This window comes from Micromonospora sp. LZ37 (assembly GCF_059359015.1).
Window position 1 is genome coordinate 132,311 of the sequence record NZ_JCADBL010000010.1, and the last position, 17,362, is coordinate 149,672.

Below are 17,362 nucleotides of genomic sequence, written 5' to 3' on the forward strand. Positions count from 1 at the left end.
CGGTCCGCCACGGACCGGCGTGGCTCAGTCGAACGCCACCGGCAGCGGCACCGGTCGCTTCGCCACCCGGTCGTCGCCGGAGGAACGGCCCCGCAGGTGCCGGGCCACCCACGGCAGCAGATGCCGGCGACCCCAGGCCAGCTCGGCCCGCAGCACCTCTTGCCCGCGCCGACGCGGCGCGAGGTCCAGCGGGCGGGTCCACGAGTCGTCGTACCCAGGCAGGCCGGCGGTGTGGGCGAGCGCCGCGGCGATCCGCTCGTGTCCGGCGCTGTTGGCGTGCAACCGGTCCTCGCTCCACAGCCGCGGGTCCGACGCGACCGGGTGCGCGGCGAAGTCCAGCAGCGTGGCGCCGGTGTCGGCGGTGACCCGGCGCAGCGCCGCGTTGAGCGCGACGATGCGCCCGCGCAGCGGGCGGGCCAGCGGCATCACCGGCACCGGGTCGGGCAGGGTGAAGGTCAGCACGGTCGCGCCCTGACCGACCAGGGCCCGCTGCATCGTCGCCACGTCCGCGGCGATCCGGCCGGCGTCGAAGGAGGGGCGCAGCACGTCGTTCATCCCGGCCACCACCGTGCACAGGTCCGGGGCGAGGTCGAGGGCGACGGGCAGCTGCTCGGCGAGGATCTTCGCGGTGGTCCGGCCCCGGATGGCCAGGTTGGCGTACTCCAGCCCGCCCTGCGTGCGGGCGACGGCCTCGGCGAACCGGTCGGCCCAGCCCCGGTAGCCCCCGTCGCCGTCCGGGTCGTCGAGCCCCTCGGTGGTGCTGTCCCCGATCGCGACGTAGCGCTGCCACAACATGATCGTCAGCTTAGGCCCGCCCGTCGACGACCGGGCTCGCGCCTCCGCCCCTACCTCGGTAGCCTGGGCCGGTGCCCGGACATCCACGGACGTCACGCGCCGCGGCCGGATGAGCCCGACCCAGCGCCTCCTCGACCCGGACCAGGTCCGCCGGTACGTCGCCGCGTCCCTCGGCCCCCGGCCCCGGGTGACCGATTGCGGTCCGTTGACCGGCGGCGGCTTCGCCGCGGTCTGGTGGGTCACCCTCGACGACGGGCGCGGCGTCGTGCTGAAGGTCGGTCCGCCGCCGCGGGTGCCGCTGCTGCGCTACGAACGCGGCATGGTCGCCGCCGAGGCGCGCTACCTGCGCCTGGTCGCCGCGCGCGCCCCGCAGGTGCCGGTGCCGCCGCTGCTGTACCACGGCAGCGACCCGGTCCTCGGCGACTGGCTGCTCACCGCCCTGCTCCCGGGCCGGGCCCTGCCCGCCCTCGCCGCCGACGGCGTCGATGTGGCCGGGGTACGCGCCGAACTCGGCGCCGCGCTCGTCGCGCTGCACCGGGTCACCGGCGAGCGCTACGGCTACGACGGGCAGCGGGCGACCGGTCCGACCTGGCGGTCGGCGTTCACCGCGATGCTGGACGACCTGCTCGCCGACGCGGCCGACTGGCAGGTCCCGCTGCCCGTGCCGGCGGCCCGGCTGCGGGCCCTGGTCGACCGGCACGGGCCCGTCCTCGACGCGGTACGCCGCCCGGCGCTGCTGCACTTCGACGGCTGGGCCGGCAACGTGCTGGCCGTCGCCGACGTGGACGGCCGGTGGCGGCTCAGCGGGCTGGTCGACGGGGAGCGTCACCTGCACGGCGATCCGCTGCTGGACCTGGTGTCGCCGCTGCTGTTCCGGCGGGCCGAGGACGAGCCCGACGACCCGTTCCTGCACGGCTACCGGGCCGGCACGCCGGTCGACCTGGGCGACGAAGGGGTGCGCCGGCGGCTGGGCCTGTACCGGCTGTACCTGTACCTGCTGATGACCGTCGAGATGCCCAGCCGCGGGATGACCGCGCACTCCCACCCGGAGCGCTCCCGCCTACTGGCGGAGCTGCTCGACCGTGAGCTGACCGACCTCGGCCGGCCCTGACGCCGTCGCGCGGCGGCGGCCGGCCGGGGCGGCGCCGCTCAGAGCCAGCCGGAGCGGCGGAACAGCCGGTACAGGGTGACCGCGGCGCTCGCCATCAGCAGCAGCGCCGCCGGATACCCGTACTTCCAGGTCAGCTCGGGCATGTGCGCGAAGTTCATGCCGTAGACGCCGGCGACGGCGGTCTGCGTGGCGGCGATCGCCGCCCAGGCGGCGATCTTGCGCATGTCGTTGTTCTGCTCCACGGCGAGCTGCGTCAGCCGGGACTGGAGGATCGAGTTGAGCAGGTCGTCGTACGCGGCGACCCGGTCGACCGCCCGGGTCAGCCGCGCCTCGACGTCGGCGAACCAGCGGCGCAGCCCCGGTGGCGGTCCGTCCGTGCGCTGCTCGACCAGTCCGCGCAGCGGCCCGTGCAGCGGCAGCACCGCCCGTTTGAACTCCACCAGCTCCCGTTTGAGCTGGTAGATGTGCTGGATGTCGGCGTCCCGTTCGCGGGCGAAGACGCTCTCCTCGACGCGTTCCAGGTCGTGCTCCAGGTGGGCGGCGACCTCCAGGTAGAGGTCGACCATCCGGGCGGCGACGGCGTACGCCACGGCCCACGGTCCCTCGGCGAGCAGCGTCGGACGGTTCTGGATGTCCTCGCGGACCGGGGCCAGGGCGCCCGAGGCGCCGTGCCGCACGGTGACGACGAACCGGTCGCCGAGAAAGACCATCACGTCTCCGGTGTCGACCACCTCGGAGGTGGCGGTCAACTCGGCGTGCTCGACGTAGCTGGCGGTGCGCAGCACCAGCAGGGTGACCTGGCCGTGTCGCTGCACGGTCGGGCGGTGTCCGTCGGCGAGCGCCTGCTCCACGGTGAGTTCGTCCAGGCCGAAGGTGCGGCCGACCGCCGCCATCACCGCCGCGTCGGGCTCGTGCAGCCCCAGCCAGGCGAAGGAGTTGCGGCCGTGGCGGGCGCGGGCGTACGCGTCGGCGTAGTGCGGCCGGCCGGGCTCGCGGCGGCCGTTGACGTACACGGCGCAGTCCACCACGGCGTCCGGGTTGGACCGTCGGGGGCGGGGCGGGGTGACCTCGGCGTCGCGGCCGAGCAGCCGGCCGACCACGGATTCCAGCCGGGGCACCAGTCGTGCCACACCCGGTCGCCGATCCACCCTGCCTCCTCCGCCTCGCCCGGACCCGAGGGCCCACCGTAGTACGGCGGTGCCGGTGGGGGTGGAGGCGGTGTCAGGCGACGGCGGTGGCGCGCACCACCACGTTGTCGGAGTAGTCGCGGGCGCGAGCGTCGAAGCGGCCCCCGCAGGTCACCAGGCGCAGCGCCGCGCCCGGCCCGCCGGGACCGTAGACCAGCGCGGTGGGGAAGTTCTTCTTCGGGTACGCCGCGACGCCGTCCACCGCGAACGTCGCCACCCGCCCGTCGGCGCGGGTGATCCGGATGGTGTCGCCGGGCCGCAGCCGCCCGAGGTCGAAGAAGACGGCCGGCCCGTCGTGGGTGTCGACGTGTCCGACGACGACCGCGTTGCCGGCCTCGCCGGGGCTGACGCCGGGGCGGTACCAGCCGGCGACGGTGGGCCGGTCCAGCGGCGGCACCTCCAGGGTGCCGTTCGGGTCGCCGGCCACCGCGACGAGCTCGGCGTGCACGCCGATCGCCGGGATCTCCAGGCGGACCGGCTCGGACCGGGTGAGCACCGGCACGGGGGAGCGGCTGCGGCCGTCGCCGGTGGCGTCGGCCCCGGGCTGCGGCGGCCCGGCCGGCGTGGCGGTCAGCCCCACCGTGATCAGGGTCAGGCCGGCGGTGCCGGCCACCGCCAGCGCCGCCACCGCGGCCCTGGCCCGCGTGAACCTCGTCGCTACGCCCATCGCCTGACCTCCCCGACGGCGATGCGGTCCGGGTGCCCGCCCCGGTCCTCACCGGTGCGGGCACCCGTCCCAAGGGATGGTGTGTGTGTCAGTGGTCAGGCGACGGTGGCCGCCGCCCGACGCCGGCGGCGGATCAGCACCGTCGCTCCGAGCGCGGCCGCGCCGGCGAGTACGCCGCCCGCGGCCAGCAGGCCGGTGGGGTCGCCGTCGCCACCGGCACCGGCGGGAGCCGCGCCGATCGGGGTGACGGTGAAGGTGGCGGTGCCACCGGGGGTGCCGTCACCGCAGGTGGTGGTGACGGTGTAGGTGCCGAGCGTGAAGCCGGCGGTGAAGAGTTCCGCGCTCAGCCCACCACCGGCCCGGGCGGTGGTGGAGCGGACGTTCTGGTCCCGGTTCGGCCCGGTGACGCGGAAGATCGCGTCGCCGGTCCTCGGGTTGCAGGTGGTCGTGGTCAGCACGACCGTCCCCCCGACCGGCGTGGTGGCCGGTGACACGGTGGTCTGCGCCAGTGCGGCGGCCGGGAGCAGAAGCGTGCCGAGTCCCACGCCGAGCGCCGTCGATACGAGAACTGACTGTGCCTTCATCCGTCTTCCCTCACTTTTCGTCCGCTGTCTGCGTGGGACGTCGTTCGGGTGGCCAACTCCGTGACTAGCACCGGTGTGGCCAACACTAGGAGGGATGGCACCTCGGTCCGGTGTAAATGAGAAATCTTCGTTGCCGTCACGTGTTTTCCCTCCCGCCGGGGAGGTGCGGATATGCCCGCACAGGACCGCCCACACTGCCCGCTGGCGGGTCCGACCCGGTACCGGCCGTCCGGTTCGGGGCGCGCCGGGCCGTCCGGGGGCGACGTACCAGTTGGTGAAATGCCGTCCGGTAGGTCCCAATCCGGCATGGCGGGCCGGGTGACCGGACGATGCGCCAGCATCGGGCACGGCCGGGGCGGACGCCGCGAAGGGGATGGTCGGCGCTGCCCGGGAGGAACGGGGCGGTGCCCTCCACTGTGGTGGCCGGCGCGCCGGGGCGCTCGCGGTCACCGGGGATCGGCGCGCACCAGACCCGTCTCGTACGCGAAGACCACCGCCTGCACCCGGTCGCGCAGGCCGAGCTTGGCGAGGATCGCCGACAGGTGGGTCTTCACGGTCGCGGTGCTCAGGTGCAGCCGTGCGGCGATCTCGGCGTTGGACAGCGCGCGGGCGGTCAGGGTGAGCACCTCGACCTCCCGGGCGGTCAGCGTCTCCAGGCCGGCGATGACGGCCGGCGTGCCGGGCAGACGGTCGGCGAACCGGTCCAGCAGCCGCCGGGTCACGGTGGGGGCGAGCAACGCCTCGCCGCGCGCCACCACCCGGACCGCCTCGGCCAGGTCCGCCGGACGGGTGTCCTTGAGCAGGAACCCGCTGGCCCCGGCGCGCAGCGCCGCGTACACCGGCTCGTCGAGGTCGAAGGTGGTGAGCATGACGATCCGGGCCGGGTTGCCGGCGGCCACCAGGTCCCGGGTGGCGGCGATGCCGTCCCGGCGCGGCATCCGGACGTCCATCAGCACCACGTCGGGCCGGGTCCGCCGGGCGACCGCGACCGCCTCCACCCCGTCGGCGGCCTCGCCGACCACGGTCAGGTCGGCCCGCGAGTCGATGATCATCGCCAGGCCGGCGCGGACCAGGTCCTGGTCGTCGGCGACCACCACCCGGATCGTCATCGTTCCTCCCGTACCGGCAGCCGGGCCCGGACCCGGAAGCCCCCGGTGGCCAGCGGCCCGGCGTCGAGGTCCCCGCCGAGCAGCCGGGCCCGCTCCCGCATGCCGAGGATGCCCTGACCGTCGGCGTGGTCGGGCCGCCGTGGCGGCGCCGTGCCGTCGTCGACGACCTCCAGTCGCAGCTGGCCGTCGGCGTAGCGGACGGTGACGTCGGCCCGCCGGGCCCGGCCGTGTCTCAGCGCGTTGGTCAGCGACTCCTGCACGATCCGGTACGCCGACAGCTCCACCCCGTCGGGCAGGGCCCCGCCGACGCGGTCACGGTGCAGCTCCACCCGCAGGCCGACGCTCCGGACCGCCTCGGCCAGAGCGTCGAGCTGCGCCAGCCCGGGTTGCGGCCCGGCCGCGTCCACCTCGTCGCCGGAGGCCAGTGTGTGCAGCATGGCGCGCAGCTCGGTCAGCGCCGACCGGGCGGCCGTGCCGATCGAGCCGAGCGCGGCCTGGGCCCGATCGGGGTGCAGGTCGAAGACGTCCTCGGCGGCGGCGGCCTGTACGGCGATGACGGAGACGTGGTGGGCCACGACGTCGTGCAGCTCCCGGGAGATCCGTTCCCGCTCCCGCACGACGGCCCGGCGACGCTGGTCCTCCCGGCGTCGGGCCTGGCCACGTTGCAGCTCACCGAGCGCCCAGCCGAGGGTCACCCCGGTCACCGCGAGCAGCAGGTCCCGCCTGTCACCGGTGACCAGCTTCCACGGGGTGGGGGCGACCAGCAGTGCCAACGCCGGCACGGAGACCCGGGGCGGGCGCAGCCGGGCGTAGTAGCTCAGCGGCACCGCGACCAGGCCGAGCCAGCCCAGCTCGGGGCAGACCAGCTCCAGGCCGACGCCGGCCAGCGCCGCCGCCGTCAGGGCGTACTCCGGTCGGCGCCGGAACCACAGCAGGCAGCCGGCCTGCGCCACGGCGAGCCCGACCCCGACGGCGGTCGCGGCCGGGCCCGCCCCCGAGGCGGCCAGCACGCCCAGCATGACGCCGAGGGTCACGGTGGCGATCCCGCCGTCGATCAGCAGGTGGACGGTGGCTCCGGTCCGGCGACACATACCCGGATGCTAGGCCGGCACGTCCCCGGTCCTCATCGGTCGCGGGACGGAGATCGCGGCGGCGGCTGGTCCGCTGGTCGTACCCGGGAACCCCACCGCGGCCCGATCCGGCGGCGGCCCGCGCGGGCATAGCGTGCGGTCAGCGCCGCCACACCGGTAAAGGCCAGTCCTGAAAGGTGGATCCGATGAGCACCCTCACCAGTGGAGTGTCCCGCACCGACCGTGCCCGGCGTCGACGGGACCGGCTGCTGGCGGTCGTGGCCGCCACCGTCGCCGCACTCGCCGTCTGGGTGGTGGCCGTCCCGCTCGGCGGGGTCGACCTGGTCGCCCGCAGCGGCGGCACGGATCGCCGGATCGGCCCGGTCGCGGTCGTCCTCACCGCGCTGGCGACCGGCCTGGCCGGGTGGGCGCTGCTCGCCGTGCTGGAGAGGTTCACCCGACGCGCGCTCACGGTTTGGACGGTGGTCGCCGTGGTGGTGCTGCTGGTGTCGCTGCTCGGCCCGCTGACCGCCCGGGCGGGCGCGGCGGCGACGGTGACCCTGGTGGCCCTGCACGCCGCGGCGGCTGTGCTGATCCCGGCGCTGCGCCGCACCCACCTGCCGACCGGGCCGGTCGGAGAGCGTGTCGGGGCACCGACGGCTCCCTGACCAGGCCCGGCCCCCGCACGCTCCTGACCCGCCGTGACCGCGGAGGAACCGGACACCTCAACAAGCCTGATACCTCAGAGGCATCACGATGCCTCTGAGGTATCAGGCTTCATCGGACATCTGCCTACCGTGCGTCGACGACGCTCCGATCCAGGCGCTGACCCCGGATAACTAGCCTCCTAGGACGCCCTACGGATGGTGACGTGATCGGGAGAGACACGGCTCGACCTCGACCGGTACGTCTACTGAGCGGCCCAGAGGAACCGGCGGGGGCGTGGCCGGGACGCCACGCCCACCACCGGTAGCATCACCGTTTGCGGGCCTGGAGGGTGTACGTCTGCGCGAGCCGCCAGGGCCGGTCGGTCAGCCGCCACTCGCCGTCGGCGTCGCGGACCTGCCGACCCGGCAGCGCGTCCCACGGGGCGGAGTCGTGTTCCTGGAGCATCGTCAGGTCGAGGCCGGCCTCGATCAGCGCCGTCACCACCTCGCCGAGGCCGTGGTTCCACTCGTGGGTGGTGTTGTGCTGGAACGTCGCGTCCGTCTCGACGTAGGTGCCCGGTTCCTCCCACACCAGCGGCTCGGATCGCTCGAAGTAGGAGTGTTCCACCGTCAGGAGCCCGTCCGGGTGCGTCTCGTCCAGCGCCCAGAGCATCGGGTGGCCCTCCCGCAGGAACAGCCGGCCACCGGGGCGCAGCAGGGCGGCGACCACCCGGGCCCAGCGGCGGATGTCCGGCAGCCAGCACAGCGCGCCGACGCCGGTGTAGACCAGGTCGAAGCCGCCGGCCGGCAGCACGTCGGGCGCGTCGTACACGTCGGACTCGACGAAGTCGACGGCGGCGCCGGCCCGGTCGGCGAGGGCGCGGGCCTGCGCGAGGGACGCCGGCGAGAAGTCCAGCCCGGTCATCCGCGCGCCGAGCCGGTGCAGCGAGACGGTGTCGGTGCCGATGTGGCACTGCAGGTGCACCCCGCGCAGCCCGGCGACGTCACCCAGGCGCGGCAGGTCGAAGCGGACCACGTCGCTGAGGTATTCGGGGTCGACGGCGAACCGGTCCACCGCGTAGTCGGGGGAGGCGGCGTGGGCGGGCGCCCGCTCGTCCCAGTTGGCGCGGTTGAGGGTGCGGTAGTCGGTCACCGGCAGACCGTCGCACACACCCCCGCCGCCGCTCAACGGCAATTCAGCCGGACGTGACCGCTACGACCTCGCCCCGAGCGGCGGACCGGTGCGCCAGCTCGATCAGCGCCACGGTGTCGACGGCGTCGCGCGGGTCGACCGGCAGTGGCGTGCCGTCCCGCAGCGCCGTCGCCACCTCGGCGTAGAAGTCCTGGTAGCGGCCGGGTGCGGTGGGCACCGGGCGCAGCTCGCCGTCGACGCCGAGCTGGCCGTACCGGTCGGGGGTGACCTCGCCCCAGCCCGGCCGGTCCGGCCGGCCGCCGTCGCGCAGCGCCTCCTCCTGCACGTCGAGGCCGTAGGTGGTGTACGCGGCGCGGTCGCCGAGGATCCGCAGGCGCGGTCCGAGCTGCGCGGCGACGGCGCTCATCCACAGGTGCGAGCGGACCCCGCCGGTGTGGGTGAGCGCCACGAACGCGTCGTCGTCGACCTGTGCGCCCGGCCGCCGGCGGTCCACCTCGGCGTACACCGATCGGACCGGCCCGAACAGCTGCACCGCCTGGTCGACGAGGTGGGCGCCGAGGTCGTAGAGGACGCCGCCGGCCTCCTCCGGGGCGCCGAGCTCCCGCCAGCCCGGCTTGATCGCCGGCCGCCAGCGCTCGAAGCGGGACTCGAAGCGGGTCACCCGGCCCAGCTCGCCCTGTTCGACCAGGCGGCGGGCGGTCAGGAAGTCGCCGTCCCAGCGGCGGTTCTGGAACACCGTCAACGGCACGCCCCGCCGTTCCGCCTCGTCGACCAGTTCCCGGCCCTGCGCGGCGGTCGGCGCGAGCGGCTTGTCCACGACCACCGGCAGGCCCGCGGCGATGGCCGCCCGGGCCATCGGCACGTGCTGGCTGTTCGGGGTGGCCACCACGACCAGGTCCAGCGCCTCGGCGGAGCGCCACAGCAGGTCGGCGTCGTCGACGAGGCGGGCGTCCGGGTGCTCACGCCGGGCCTGCTCGCGCCGTTCGGGGCTGGCCGTGACGATGGCGTGCAGCCGCAGTCCGGGGGTCGCGGCGATCAGCGGGGCGTGGAACACCCGCCCGGCGATGCCGTACCCGAGCAGCCCGACCCGCAGTGGTGCCCGCGTCGTGTCCGCCATGATGCCCCGCCTTCCGTTCCGTCGCTCTGCTCAAGAACCTACGCGGCGGGCCGGGCGGCCCGACGTGAGGGACGCCGGTCAGCTCCGGGTCGGGTCGGTGACCCACCCGGCGACCAGCACCAGCCCGGTGCGGCGGTGCACGGCGAGGAACCCGAACGGGCGGTCGACGTCGAGGCGGACCCGCCGCTTGCGCACGGTGGCCGGTGGCGGCGCGGAGCCGGCCAGGAAGCCGAGCGCGGTGACCGCGGCGGCCCGGAACCCGGTGTCGCTGAACTCCGCCTTCGCGCTCTGCCGCGCCTGGGAGATGGAGAGCAGCGGGCAGATGCCGGGGAAGTGGTCGCCGTCGGCGTCGCTGGCGGCGGCGAGGCCGAACAGCTCGGCCCGCTCCAGCAGGTCGTGGTCGGCGTCGACGGTGAACGCGACGGTGTTGACCAGCAGCTCGGGGCGGTCGTCGAAGGCCTGGACCAGCTCGTCGGTGACGCCCGGCCCGCTGCCCTGCGGCAGCGTCGGGGCGCCGGCGAGGGCGCCGATCGCGGCCGGCAGCACCGCCGACGCCGGGCGCCGCGACTCGCCGAGGGCCAGCACCACGTCGACGTCGGCGTTCCCGGCGACGGTCAGCAGGCTAAGCGGGCCGGCCGGCGTGTCGGCCACCCGCAACGCCCCCAGGTCGGCGGTGACCCGGTGCAGGCCCACCAGGTCGCGCCCTCGCCACGGCCCGTCCGTCGGCGCGCACCACCCGCGGATGAACGGATCCGCCCAGTCGAGGAGCACCGACAGGGCGCTGGCCAGCACCATCGCCGTGTCGGGCCCGGCGGTGACCGGCATCCGTCCGATCATGCCGGCGGTCTCCTCGCTGGCCCAGTGGTCCAGCACCGGCTGGTCCACCACCGGGTCGCCGGTCAGCTCGCCGCGCATCGACGCCGGGATCTCGTCCCGCCACCGCCGGCTCAGGGGCAGGCCGCGCTGGGACCAGAAGCCCACCGCGAGGCGGGTGCCGGGGGAGTCGGCCAGGTCGTACGGGGTGGGATCGGGGGCGACGGCCAGCAGTTCGTCGCGGGCGGGCCCGGCCGCGTACCGGGCGAGCCGGGCCAGCAGGGGGTACGCCCCGGCGCCCGAGAGGACCGTCTGCCGGTCCTCCAGGTGGGCGGCCCAACGGGCGGTGAGGGCGTTGGCGTGCCGGGTGCTCATGGGGCCCTCCGTCGGGGTGGTTGTGATCATCGGCACCGTACCGGTCGGTCGGCCGCGCCGTGGGCCCCCCGCCGGGCGGCGGGCCGGGTGTGACAGCGTGGGCCGGTGAACGAAGTCGACCTCGTCCTGGTCGGGGGCGGCGGCGCGGGTTCGCTGCTGCTCGCCGCGCTCGACCGGCACGACGTGCGGGGCCTACGGGTCGCCGTCGTCGACCCGGTGCGCAAGCGCGGCCAGGACCGCACCTGGGCGTTCTGGGGCAGCCCCGACGCCGACCTGGACCCGATGCTCAGCGCCAGCTGGCAGCGGGTGGAGGTGACCACCTCGGCGGGGCGGCGGCTGCTGGACCTGGCGCCGCTGCGCTACGCGATGGTGCGCTCGGCCCCGGTCTACGAGCGGGCCGCCGAGGCGGAGCGGCGGCTCGGCGTGACCCGGATCGACGCGCCGGTCGGCGCCCTCGACGACGACGGAACCACGGTGACCGTCCGGGACGACGACGGGCGTACGCTGCTGCGGGCCGGCTGGGTCCTCGACTCCCGGCCGCGACCGCCCCGCCGGCCGGGGCGGACCAGCTGGTTGCAGCACTTCCGCGGCTGGTGGCTGGAGTCGGCCACCCCGGTGTTCGACCCGGACCGGGCGGTGCTGATGGATTTCCGCACCCCGCAGCCGGCCCGGGGCGTCTCCTTCGGCTACGTGCTGCCGGTCAGCGACCGGTACGCCCTGGTCGAGTACACCGAGTTCTCCCCGGAGCTGCTCGGCGACGCCGGGTACGACGCCGGGCTGCGCGGCTACGCCGACCTGCTCGGCCTGGACCTCGCCGCGCTCACCGTGCGGGAGGTGGAGAACGGGGTGATCCCGATGACCGACGCCCCGTTCGACGGCCGGCCGTCGCCCCGGGTGGTACGCCTCGGCACCGCCGGCGGCGCCACCCGACCCTCCACCGGCTTCACCTTCGCCGCGATGCACCGGCAGGCCGACGAGGTGGCCCGGGCGCTGGCCGCCGGCCGGGCGCCGGTGCCCCGGCCGGCGTACCCCCGTCGTCACCTGTGGATGGACGCGGTGGCGCTGCGGGCGCTGGACCGCGGCGCGGTCGGCGGCCCGGAGTTCTTCGACCGGCTCTTCGACCGCAACCCCGCCGAGCGGGTGCTGCGGTTCCTCGACGGCGCCACCTCCCCGGCGGAGGACCTGGCGGTGATGCGGTCCAGCCCGCTGCTGCCGATGACCTCGGCGGTCCTCGGTGACGCCGCCGGCCGGCTGCGCGCCCGACTGCGGCCCTCGTCGGCGGATCTTGCGGAGTAGCTTCCTCCGGACACGGCGAGACATCGGGAGGCGGGCATGCGGCGGAGCTGGGTCATCGTCACGGTCGTGGGTGGGGTCGTCGTCACGCTGCTCTGCTGCCTGGGACTCGCGGTCGGTGCGGTGGTGCTGTGGTGGCGGCCCGACAACGCGCACGCCCTCGCGTACGCGGACCGGTTGACCGTCGGGCAGGGCTACCAGCGGCTCCCCGGTTCGGACTCGAGTGACGGCACCTGCGGCTGCAACCTGGTCCGGTTCTACGTCGGTCCCGCCGGTGCCGACCCGACAGCGGTTTTCTCCGGGCCCGGGCTGACCCTCGGACCGGCCAGCCGGGGCCCGGAACGAGGCTGGGACCACCTGGTCGAGGGTGAGGGGCGTACCACGGACACCGGCGCCTGCGAGGTGGTGGTGAAACGGCTGCGCCACGGGGGGAGCCTGGGCCGGGTCACGGGGCTCTCGGCCGAGCAGGCGCGGGACTGGTACGCCGGCGCGGTGGACGTCCTCAGGGTCTACGTCGACTGCGCACGGGACCACGGCGGTGCCTGGTGAGGTGATCCCCCCGGTGGGCCGCGCCGTCGCGGGCCCGGCGGCGGGCGGTAGGTTCTGCGGCATGGTGGACGCGACGGCCGGCAGGGTCGTGGAGATCTGGACCGACGGGGCGTGCAGCGGCAACCCCGGCCCGGGCGGCTGGGGCGCGGTGCTGCGCTACGGCGGCCACGAGCGGGAGATCTGCGGCGGGGAGGCCACCCCCACCACCAACAACCGGATGGAGCTGACCGCCGCCATCGAGGCGTTGGAGACGCTGACCCGGCCGGTCACGGTCCGGCTGCACACCGACAGCACGTACGTGCGCAACGGCATCACCAGCTGGCTGGCCTCGTGGAAGCGCAACGGCTGGCGTACGGCGGCGAAGCAACCCGTGAAGAACGCCGACCTGTGGCAGCGGCTGGAGGCGGCCTGCGCCCGGCACGAGGTGAGCTGGCACTGGGTGAAGGGGCACAACGGCCACCCGGAGAACGAGCGGGCCGACGCCCTGGCCAACCGGGGGATGACCGAGGCACGGTCGGCGGTCGGCGCGACCCGCTGACCAGCGGCGGCTGCTACACCTCCCGGGACGGGTGGTCGGCCTCCTCCTGCGCCGGGTCGACCGCGCCGGAGAACTCGTCCACGTCGTAGCCGGCGCGGCTGGTCGCCCGCGCCGGCAGGTGCTCCTCGGCGGGCAGGTCGGCGAAGTCGTCGCCGGTGTCGTCGGTGCTGTGCAGCGTTTCACCCGGCGGGCGCAACGACGCCCCGTACGCCGGCACGCCGTCCGGCTCGTCGGTGCTGGCCAGGTCGGTGCGTCGCCTATCCCTCATGCCGCCCTACCTGCCCGCCACGCCGGTCGGCAAACCCGCCGGGGGTGTGGTCAGCGGCGGGGACCACGTTCCCGCCGGGCTCCGGCGGCGGCCCGCCGGTCACCGCGTGGCGCGCGGGACTGTCGCACGGGGGTGAGGGTGAGCCCCGACCAGTGCCCGGGTCGGCGCAGCGCCGCCGGCAGCCCGGTGCGCTGGTCACCGCGGGCCGCGTCGAGCTGCGACTGGTGCAGGAAGAGGGTGCCGGACAGGTCGGTGCCGCGCAGGTCGGCGCCGCGCAGGTCCGCCCCGGTGACGTCGGCCAGCCGCAGGTCGACTCCGCGCAGGTCCGCGCCGACCAGGCACGCGCCGCGCAGGTTCGCGCCCACCAGGCGGGCGGCGCGCAGGTCGGCGCCGAGCAGCATCGCCCCGCGGCGGTCGACCCCGCCGGTCCCGGCCCGGGCCCGGTCGCCGGCCCGCGACAGCAGCGGGTTGACCCGGTTGCGGTAGCCGTCGACGTCGACGGCGCGCAGCTCGTCGGGGCCGGCCCCGACCAGGCGGCGGGTCTCGGCCACGGCGGCGCGCAGCTCGTCGCGCAGCGCCCCGGGCGGGGTGAGGGCCACCGCCTCGGTGAGGTACCAGAGCAGCTCGTGCAGCGGCCGGGCGACGGTGAACGCGGCGAACATGGCCGCCGCGGTGGCCGGGTCGTCGCGCCAGTTCCGGCCGGGGAAGGTGACCTGGGTGACCCGCTGGCCGGCGCCGAAGCAGTCGAAGACCGTGCAGCCGGGGAAGCGCCGTTCGCGGAGCTGGTCGTGGATGCCGCAGCGGGAGTCCGGGCGCAGGTTCGGGCAGGGCTGACCGGCCGGCTTGTCCAGGGCGAAGTCCGACGAGGCGGTGAAGGCCGGCGCGACGCAGCACAACCCGACGCAGCGGGCGCAGTCGGCGCGCAGCTCCGCGTCGACCCGGGGTGTTTCCGACACGCTGACCGTTCTCCCGGTGTTCTCCGCGCCCGCCGGAGCGCGGGCTGACGGGACCATTGTCCCCGCCCGCTGGCGGGCCTGACGTGACGGGGCGCGGCGCCCGTACCCCCAGGTACGGGCGCCGCGCCCCGCCGGGTCAGAAGGCGAACAACGTCCCGGTGTCGCGCAGCATCCGGCACCGGTTGTCGTACGTCTCCGACCAGGCCACCGGCCGGTCCTGCCAGAACCCCCAGGCGTGGACCATGACCGGGGCGTACTCGAGGGTGCAGGGGCCGTCGTCGACGGCGAGGGCGGCGAGGTCGCCATTGACGCGGGCCACGGTGCGGCAGGCGGTGGCGGCGTCGGGGTGGGTGCCGCCGGCGGGGTCGCAGATCAGCACCGCCGTGCGGTGCGCCGCGGTGGCCGGTCCTTCGGTGCGCAGGACCAGCACCGACGGGGTCTGCGCGCCCGACCGGGGCGCGGCCTCGGCGGTGCGGGGCAGCAGGGTCGCCTCGGTGGCGAGGCCGGCGGCGGTGAGGGCGGCGGCCGCGGTGAGCGCGGCGGCGCGTCGGGTGAAGGGCATCGTGGTGTCCTCCCGGTTGCGGGGCCCCGGGTGGGGGCCGGTGGACGGCCCGGTCGTCGTGTGTCCGGGCCGTCGAGAACCCTAGGTGGACGGTGTGAACGCGAAGCGTCACCGCTTGTTACAGCACCCGTCGCCCGGAAGGCATCGGGTGTGACAACCTGCGCGGTTGGCGCACGCCCACCGGCCCCACCGTCGCAAAGGTCGCGGCCTCGACCAACACGTTGCCGCCGTGTTACCGCCGACCCACGCCGCCGACCGGCCGGGTCAGACCGACCGCCAGTCGTTCGAGGTGAGCGCCGCCGCCTGCGGCCCCATCAGCAGCATGCCGCCGTCGACCGGCCAGGACGCCCCGGTCACGTACGCGGCGGCGGGGGAGGCGAGCAGCGCCACCACCGCGGCGACCTCCCGCGCGTCGCCGGGCCGCCCCACCGGCACGCCCGGGCGCTCCTCGGTGAACGGGTCGACGTCCTCCTGGCCGGTCATCGGGGTGGTGATCTCGCCGGGGGCGACCGCGTTGACGGTGATGCCGTCGGCGGCCAGCTCCTGGGCCATCACCCGGGTCAGCAGCCCCAGCCCACCCTTCGCCGCGCAGTACGCGGCCGAGCCGACCCGCGGCGCGTGCTCGTGCACGCTGGTGATGTTGATGATCCGGCCACCCGCCCCGGCGGCCCGCATCCGCCGGGCGGCCCGCTGCGAGCAGAGGAACGGTCCGTCCAGGTCCACCGCCAGCACCTCGCGCCACTGCTCCCACGAGGTGTCCACGAACGGGGCCGACGCGCCCACGCCAGCGTTGTTGACCAGCACCCCGAGCCCGCCGAGCCGGTCGGCCAACTCGTCGACCACGGCGGCGGCCCCCGGCAGCCGGGTCAGGTCCAGCTCGGCGACCTCGCAGCGGCGCCCGGTCGCGCGCACCTCCGTGGCGGTGCCCTGCGCGCCCTCCGGGTCGCCGTACCAGGTGATGCCGATGTCGAAGCCGGCCTCGGCCAGCGCCACCGCGCAGGCCCGGCCGATCCCGGAGTCCGCGCCGGTGACGACGGCGATCCGCGGATAGTTCTCGTAGCGCTGCGGCATGCTGGCGCACTACCCGGCGCGGACCGGACCAACCATGTCAGGTGTGACGGGCGGCGCGACGGGTAGCCGCGGGGCGTGGAACTGGTCGAGGAGTCGCCGTACCGGTTCCGGATCGACCGGCACGATCCGATGCGGGTGCCCGGCGTGGTGTTCGCATCCCGGTCGCTGCTGCCCGATGCCGGAGCGGACAAGTCGTTGGAGCAGGTGGCGAACGTGGCCACGCTGCCGGGGATCGTCGGCGCCTCGTACGCCATGCCCGACATCCACTGGGGTTACGGCTTCCCGATCGGTGGGGTGGCCGCCACCGACGTGGACCACGGCGGGGTGGTCTCGCCCGGCGGGGTGGGCTTCGACATCTCCTGCGGCGTCCGGCTGCTCGCCGCCGACCTGCACCGCGACGAGCTGGACGGGACGCTCAAAGAGGTGATGGACGGCCTCGGCGCGTCCACGCCCCGAGGGATGGGCCGGGGCGCGGTGTGGCACCTCAGCGGCCGGGCCGAGCTGGACGCGGTGCTGCGCGGCGGCTCCCGGTACGCGGTGGAGCGCGGCCACGGGGTGGAGCGTGACCTGACCCGGTGCGAGGACACCGGCGCGGTCGACGACGCCGACCCCGCGCACGTCAGCGAGCGGGCGGTGCAACGCGGGCAGCAGCAGGTCGGCAGCCTCGGCTCCGGCAACCACTTCCTGGAGGTGCAGGCCGTCGAGGAGGTCTACGACGACGAGGTGGCCGCCGCGTTCGGGCTGCGGCCCGGGCAGGTCTGCGTCATGATCCACTGTGGGTCCCGGGGTCTGGGGCACCAGATCTGCACCGACCACGTCCGGGCCATGGAGAAGTCCATGCCGCGGCACCACATCCAGGTGCCCGACCGGCAGCTGGCCTGCGCGCCGGTGTCGTCGGCCGAGGGCCGGGCCTACCTGGCGGCGATGGCCGCCGCCGCCAACTACGCCCGGGCCAACCGCCAGGTGCTCGCCCACGCCGCCCGGCGGGTCTTCGCCGACCGCACCGGCCGCGACCTCGACCTGGTGTACGACGTGTCGCACAACCTGGCCAAGATCGAGACACACGAGGTGGACGGGGTCGACCGCCGGCTCTGCGTGCACCGCAAGGGCGCCACCCGGGCGCTGCCGCCCGGGCACGCCGAACTCCCCGACGACCTGCGCCCGGTCGGCCAGCCGGTGCTCATCCCCGGCTCGATGGGCACCCCGTCGTACGTGCTGGTCGGGGTGCCCGGCGCGCCCGCCTTCGCCTCCAGCTGTCACGGGGCGGGCCGGGTGCAGAGCCGCCGGCAGGCGGTCCGGGCGGCGCACGGCCAGGATCCGCGCCACGAGATCGAGGCGCGCGACGTGGCGGTGCGCGGGGCGTCCCGACGTGGCCTGGCCGAGGAGATGCCGGCGGCGTACAAGGACATCACCGCGGTGATCGAGGCAACCGTGGGGGCCGGGCTGTGCCGGCCGGTGGCCCGGCTGGTCCCGATCGGCGTGGTGAAGGGCTGACCG

Annotated in this window: 19 protein-coding genes; 6 read left to right on the top strand and 13 right to left on the bottom strand. The window is 75.5% G+C overall.

Going from position 1 to position 17,362, the window contains the following annotated elements:
- Positions 1 to 24: 24 nt before the first annotated feature.
- Positions 25 to 795 (bottom strand): SGNH/GDSL hydrolase family protein, encoded by a 771-nt coding sequence (locus AC5L3Z_RS20815; protein ID WP_494844340.1) that lies wholly within the window; start codon positions 793 to 795, stop codon positions 25 to 27.
- Positions 796 to 904: 109 nt separating this feature from the next.
- On the opposite strand from AC5L3Z_RS20815, the gene AC5L3Z_RS20820 reads away from it, so the two are divergent.
- Positions 905 to 1,906: a phosphotransferase family protein gene (locus tag AC5L3Z_RS20820; RefSeq protein WP_494844342.1), complete on the top strand. Its 1,002-nt coding sequence runs from the start codon at positions 905 to 907 to the stop codon at positions 1,904 to 1,906.
- 38 nt (positions 1,907 to 1,944) lie between these two features.
- Here the strand turns inward: AC5L3Z_RS20820 and AC5L3Z_RS20825 are convergent, their stop codons facing one another.
- From AC5L3Z_RS20825 to AC5L3Z_RS20845, 5 genes are all read right to left on the bottom strand, one after another.
- Positions 1,945 to 3,054, bottom strand: a complete 1,110-nt coding sequence (locus AC5L3Z_RS20825) for a magnesium and cobalt transport protein CorA (protein WP_494844343.1) — start codon at positions 3,052 to 3,054, stop codon at positions 1,945 to 1,947.
- Positions 3,055 to 3,127: 73 nt separating this feature from the next.
- Complete coding sequence (locus AC5L3Z_RS20830) at positions 3,128 to 3,760, bottom strand: class F sortase (RefSeq protein WP_494844344.1); 633 nt, start codon at positions 3,758 to 3,760, stop codon at positions 3,128 to 3,130.
- Positions 3,761 to 3,855: 95 nt separating this feature from the next.
- Positions 3,856 to 4,344, bottom strand: a complete 489-nt coding sequence (locus tag AC5L3Z_RS20835; RefSeq protein WP_494844346.1) for a hypothetical protein — start codon at positions 4,342 to 4,344, stop codon at positions 3,856 to 3,858.
- Between the two features lie 446 nt (positions 4,345 to 4,790).
- Positions 4,791 to 5,453, bottom strand: coding sequence for a response regulator (locus tag AC5L3Z_RS20840; RefSeq protein ID WP_494844347.1), 663 nt, complete (start codon positions 5,451 to 5,453; stop codon positions 4,791 to 4,793).
- Entirely contained in the window at positions 5,450 to 6,544 is a 1,095-nt protein-coding gene (locus AC5L3Z_RS20845; protein WP_494844348.1) for a sensor histidine kinase, read from the bottom strand. The genes AC5L3Z_RS20840 and AC5L3Z_RS20845 overlap by 4 nt, the downstream gene beginning before the upstream one ends.
- Before the next feature lie 185 nt (positions 6,545 to 6,729).
- On the opposite strand from AC5L3Z_RS20845, the gene AC5L3Z_RS20850 reads away from it, so the two are divergent.
- Positions 6,730 to 7,191 carry a DUF6069 family protein gene (locus tag AC5L3Z_RS20850; protein ID WP_494844349.1) on the top strand — a complete coding sequence of 154 codons (462 nt, stop codon included), beginning with the start codon at positions 6,730 to 6,732 and terminating at the stop codon, positions 7,189 to 7,191.
- Between the two features lie 307 nt (positions 7,192 to 7,498).
- Here the strand turns inward: AC5L3Z_RS20850 and AC5L3Z_RS20855 are convergent, their stop codons facing one another.
- The 3 genes from AC5L3Z_RS20855 to AC5L3Z_RS20865 form a co-directional block, all read right to left on the bottom strand.
- The gene (locus AC5L3Z_RS20855) at positions 7,499 to 8,323 is read right to left on the bottom strand and encodes a class I SAM-dependent methyltransferase (RefSeq protein ID WP_494844351.1); all 825 of its coding nucleotides are present in this window, start codon (positions 8,321 to 8,323) and stop codon (positions 7,499 to 7,501) included.
- Positions 8,324 to 8,366: 43 nt separating this feature from the next.
- Positions 8,367 to 9,440: a Gfo/Idh/MocA family oxidoreductase gene (locus tag AC5L3Z_RS20860; RefSeq protein ID WP_494844352.1), complete on the bottom strand. Its 1,074-nt coding sequence runs from the start codon at positions 9,438 to 9,440 to the stop codon at positions 8,367 to 8,369.
- 78 nt (positions 9,441 to 9,518) lie between these two features.
- Positions 9,519 to 10,628 (bottom strand): serpin family protein, encoded by a 1,110-nt coding sequence (locus tag AC5L3Z_RS20865; protein ID WP_494844354.1) that lies wholly within the window; start codon positions 10,626 to 10,628, stop codon positions 9,519 to 9,521.
- Between the two features lie 105 nt (positions 10,629 to 10,733).
- Here AC5L3Z_RS20865 and AC5L3Z_RS20870 point away from each other — a divergent pair, with 105 nt between their 5' ends.
- The 3 genes from AC5L3Z_RS20870 to rnhA all read left to right on the top strand — a co-directional run bounded on the left by AC5L3Z_RS20870 (position 10,734) and on the right by rnhA (position 13,008).
- On the top strand, positions 10,734 to 11,924 hold the full coding sequence (locus tag AC5L3Z_RS20870; protein WP_494844356.1) for a lycopene cyclase family protein: 1,191 nt from the start codon (positions 10,734 to 10,736) through the stop codon (positions 11,922 to 11,924).
- A 36-nt stretch (positions 11,925 to 11,960) separates the two neighbouring features.
- Positions 11,961 to 12,470 carry a hypothetical protein gene (locus AC5L3Z_RS20875; protein WP_494844358.1) on the top strand — a complete coding sequence of 170 codons (510 nt, stop codon included), beginning with the start codon at positions 11,961 to 11,963 and terminating at the stop codon, positions 12,468 to 12,470.
- A gap of 61 nt (positions 12,471 to 12,531) precedes the next feature.
- Positions 12,532 to 13,008 carry a ribonuclease HI gene (gene rnhA / locus AC5L3Z_RS20880; protein WP_494844360.1) on the top strand — a complete coding sequence of 159 codons (477 nt, stop codon included), beginning with the start codon at positions 12,532 to 12,534 and terminating at the stop codon, positions 13,006 to 13,008.
- Between the two features lie 13 nt (positions 13,009 to 13,021).
- Here rnhA and AC5L3Z_RS20885 read toward each other — a convergent pair whose 3' ends face one another.
- The 4 genes from AC5L3Z_RS20885 to AC5L3Z_RS20900 form a co-directional block, all read right to left on the bottom strand.
- Positions 13,022 to 13,276, bottom strand: coding sequence for a hypothetical protein (locus AC5L3Z_RS20885; protein ID WP_334520516.1), 255 nt, complete (start codon positions 13,274 to 13,276; stop codon positions 13,022 to 13,024).
- Positions 13,277 to 13,326: 50 nt separating this feature from the next.
- Entirely contained in the window at positions 13,327 to 14,289 is a 963-nt protein-coding gene (locus AC5L3Z_RS20890; RefSeq protein WP_494844362.1) for a pentapeptide repeat-containing protein, read from the bottom strand.
- Positions 14,290 to 14,368: 79 nt separating this feature from the next.
- Entirely contained in the window at positions 14,369 to 14,794 is a 426-nt protein-coding gene (locus tag AC5L3Z_RS20895; protein ID WP_494844364.1) for an SSI family serine proteinase inhibitor, read from the bottom strand.
- A gap of 264 nt (positions 14,795 to 15,058) precedes the next feature.
- Entirely contained in the window at positions 15,059 to 15,865 is an 807-nt protein-coding gene (locus tag AC5L3Z_RS20900; protein ID WP_494844366.1) for an SDR family oxidoreductase, read from the bottom strand.
- A gap of 75 nt (positions 15,866 to 15,940) precedes the next feature.
- Here AC5L3Z_RS20900 and AC5L3Z_RS20905 point away from each other — a divergent pair, with 75 nt between their 5' ends.
- A complete protein-coding gene (locus tag AC5L3Z_RS20905) occupies positions 15,941 to 17,359 on the top strand; it encodes an RtcB family protein (RefSeq protein ID WP_494844368.1) in 1,419 nt (472 codons plus the stop codon).
- The last annotated feature ends 3 nt before the right edge of the window (positions 17,360 to 17,362 follow it).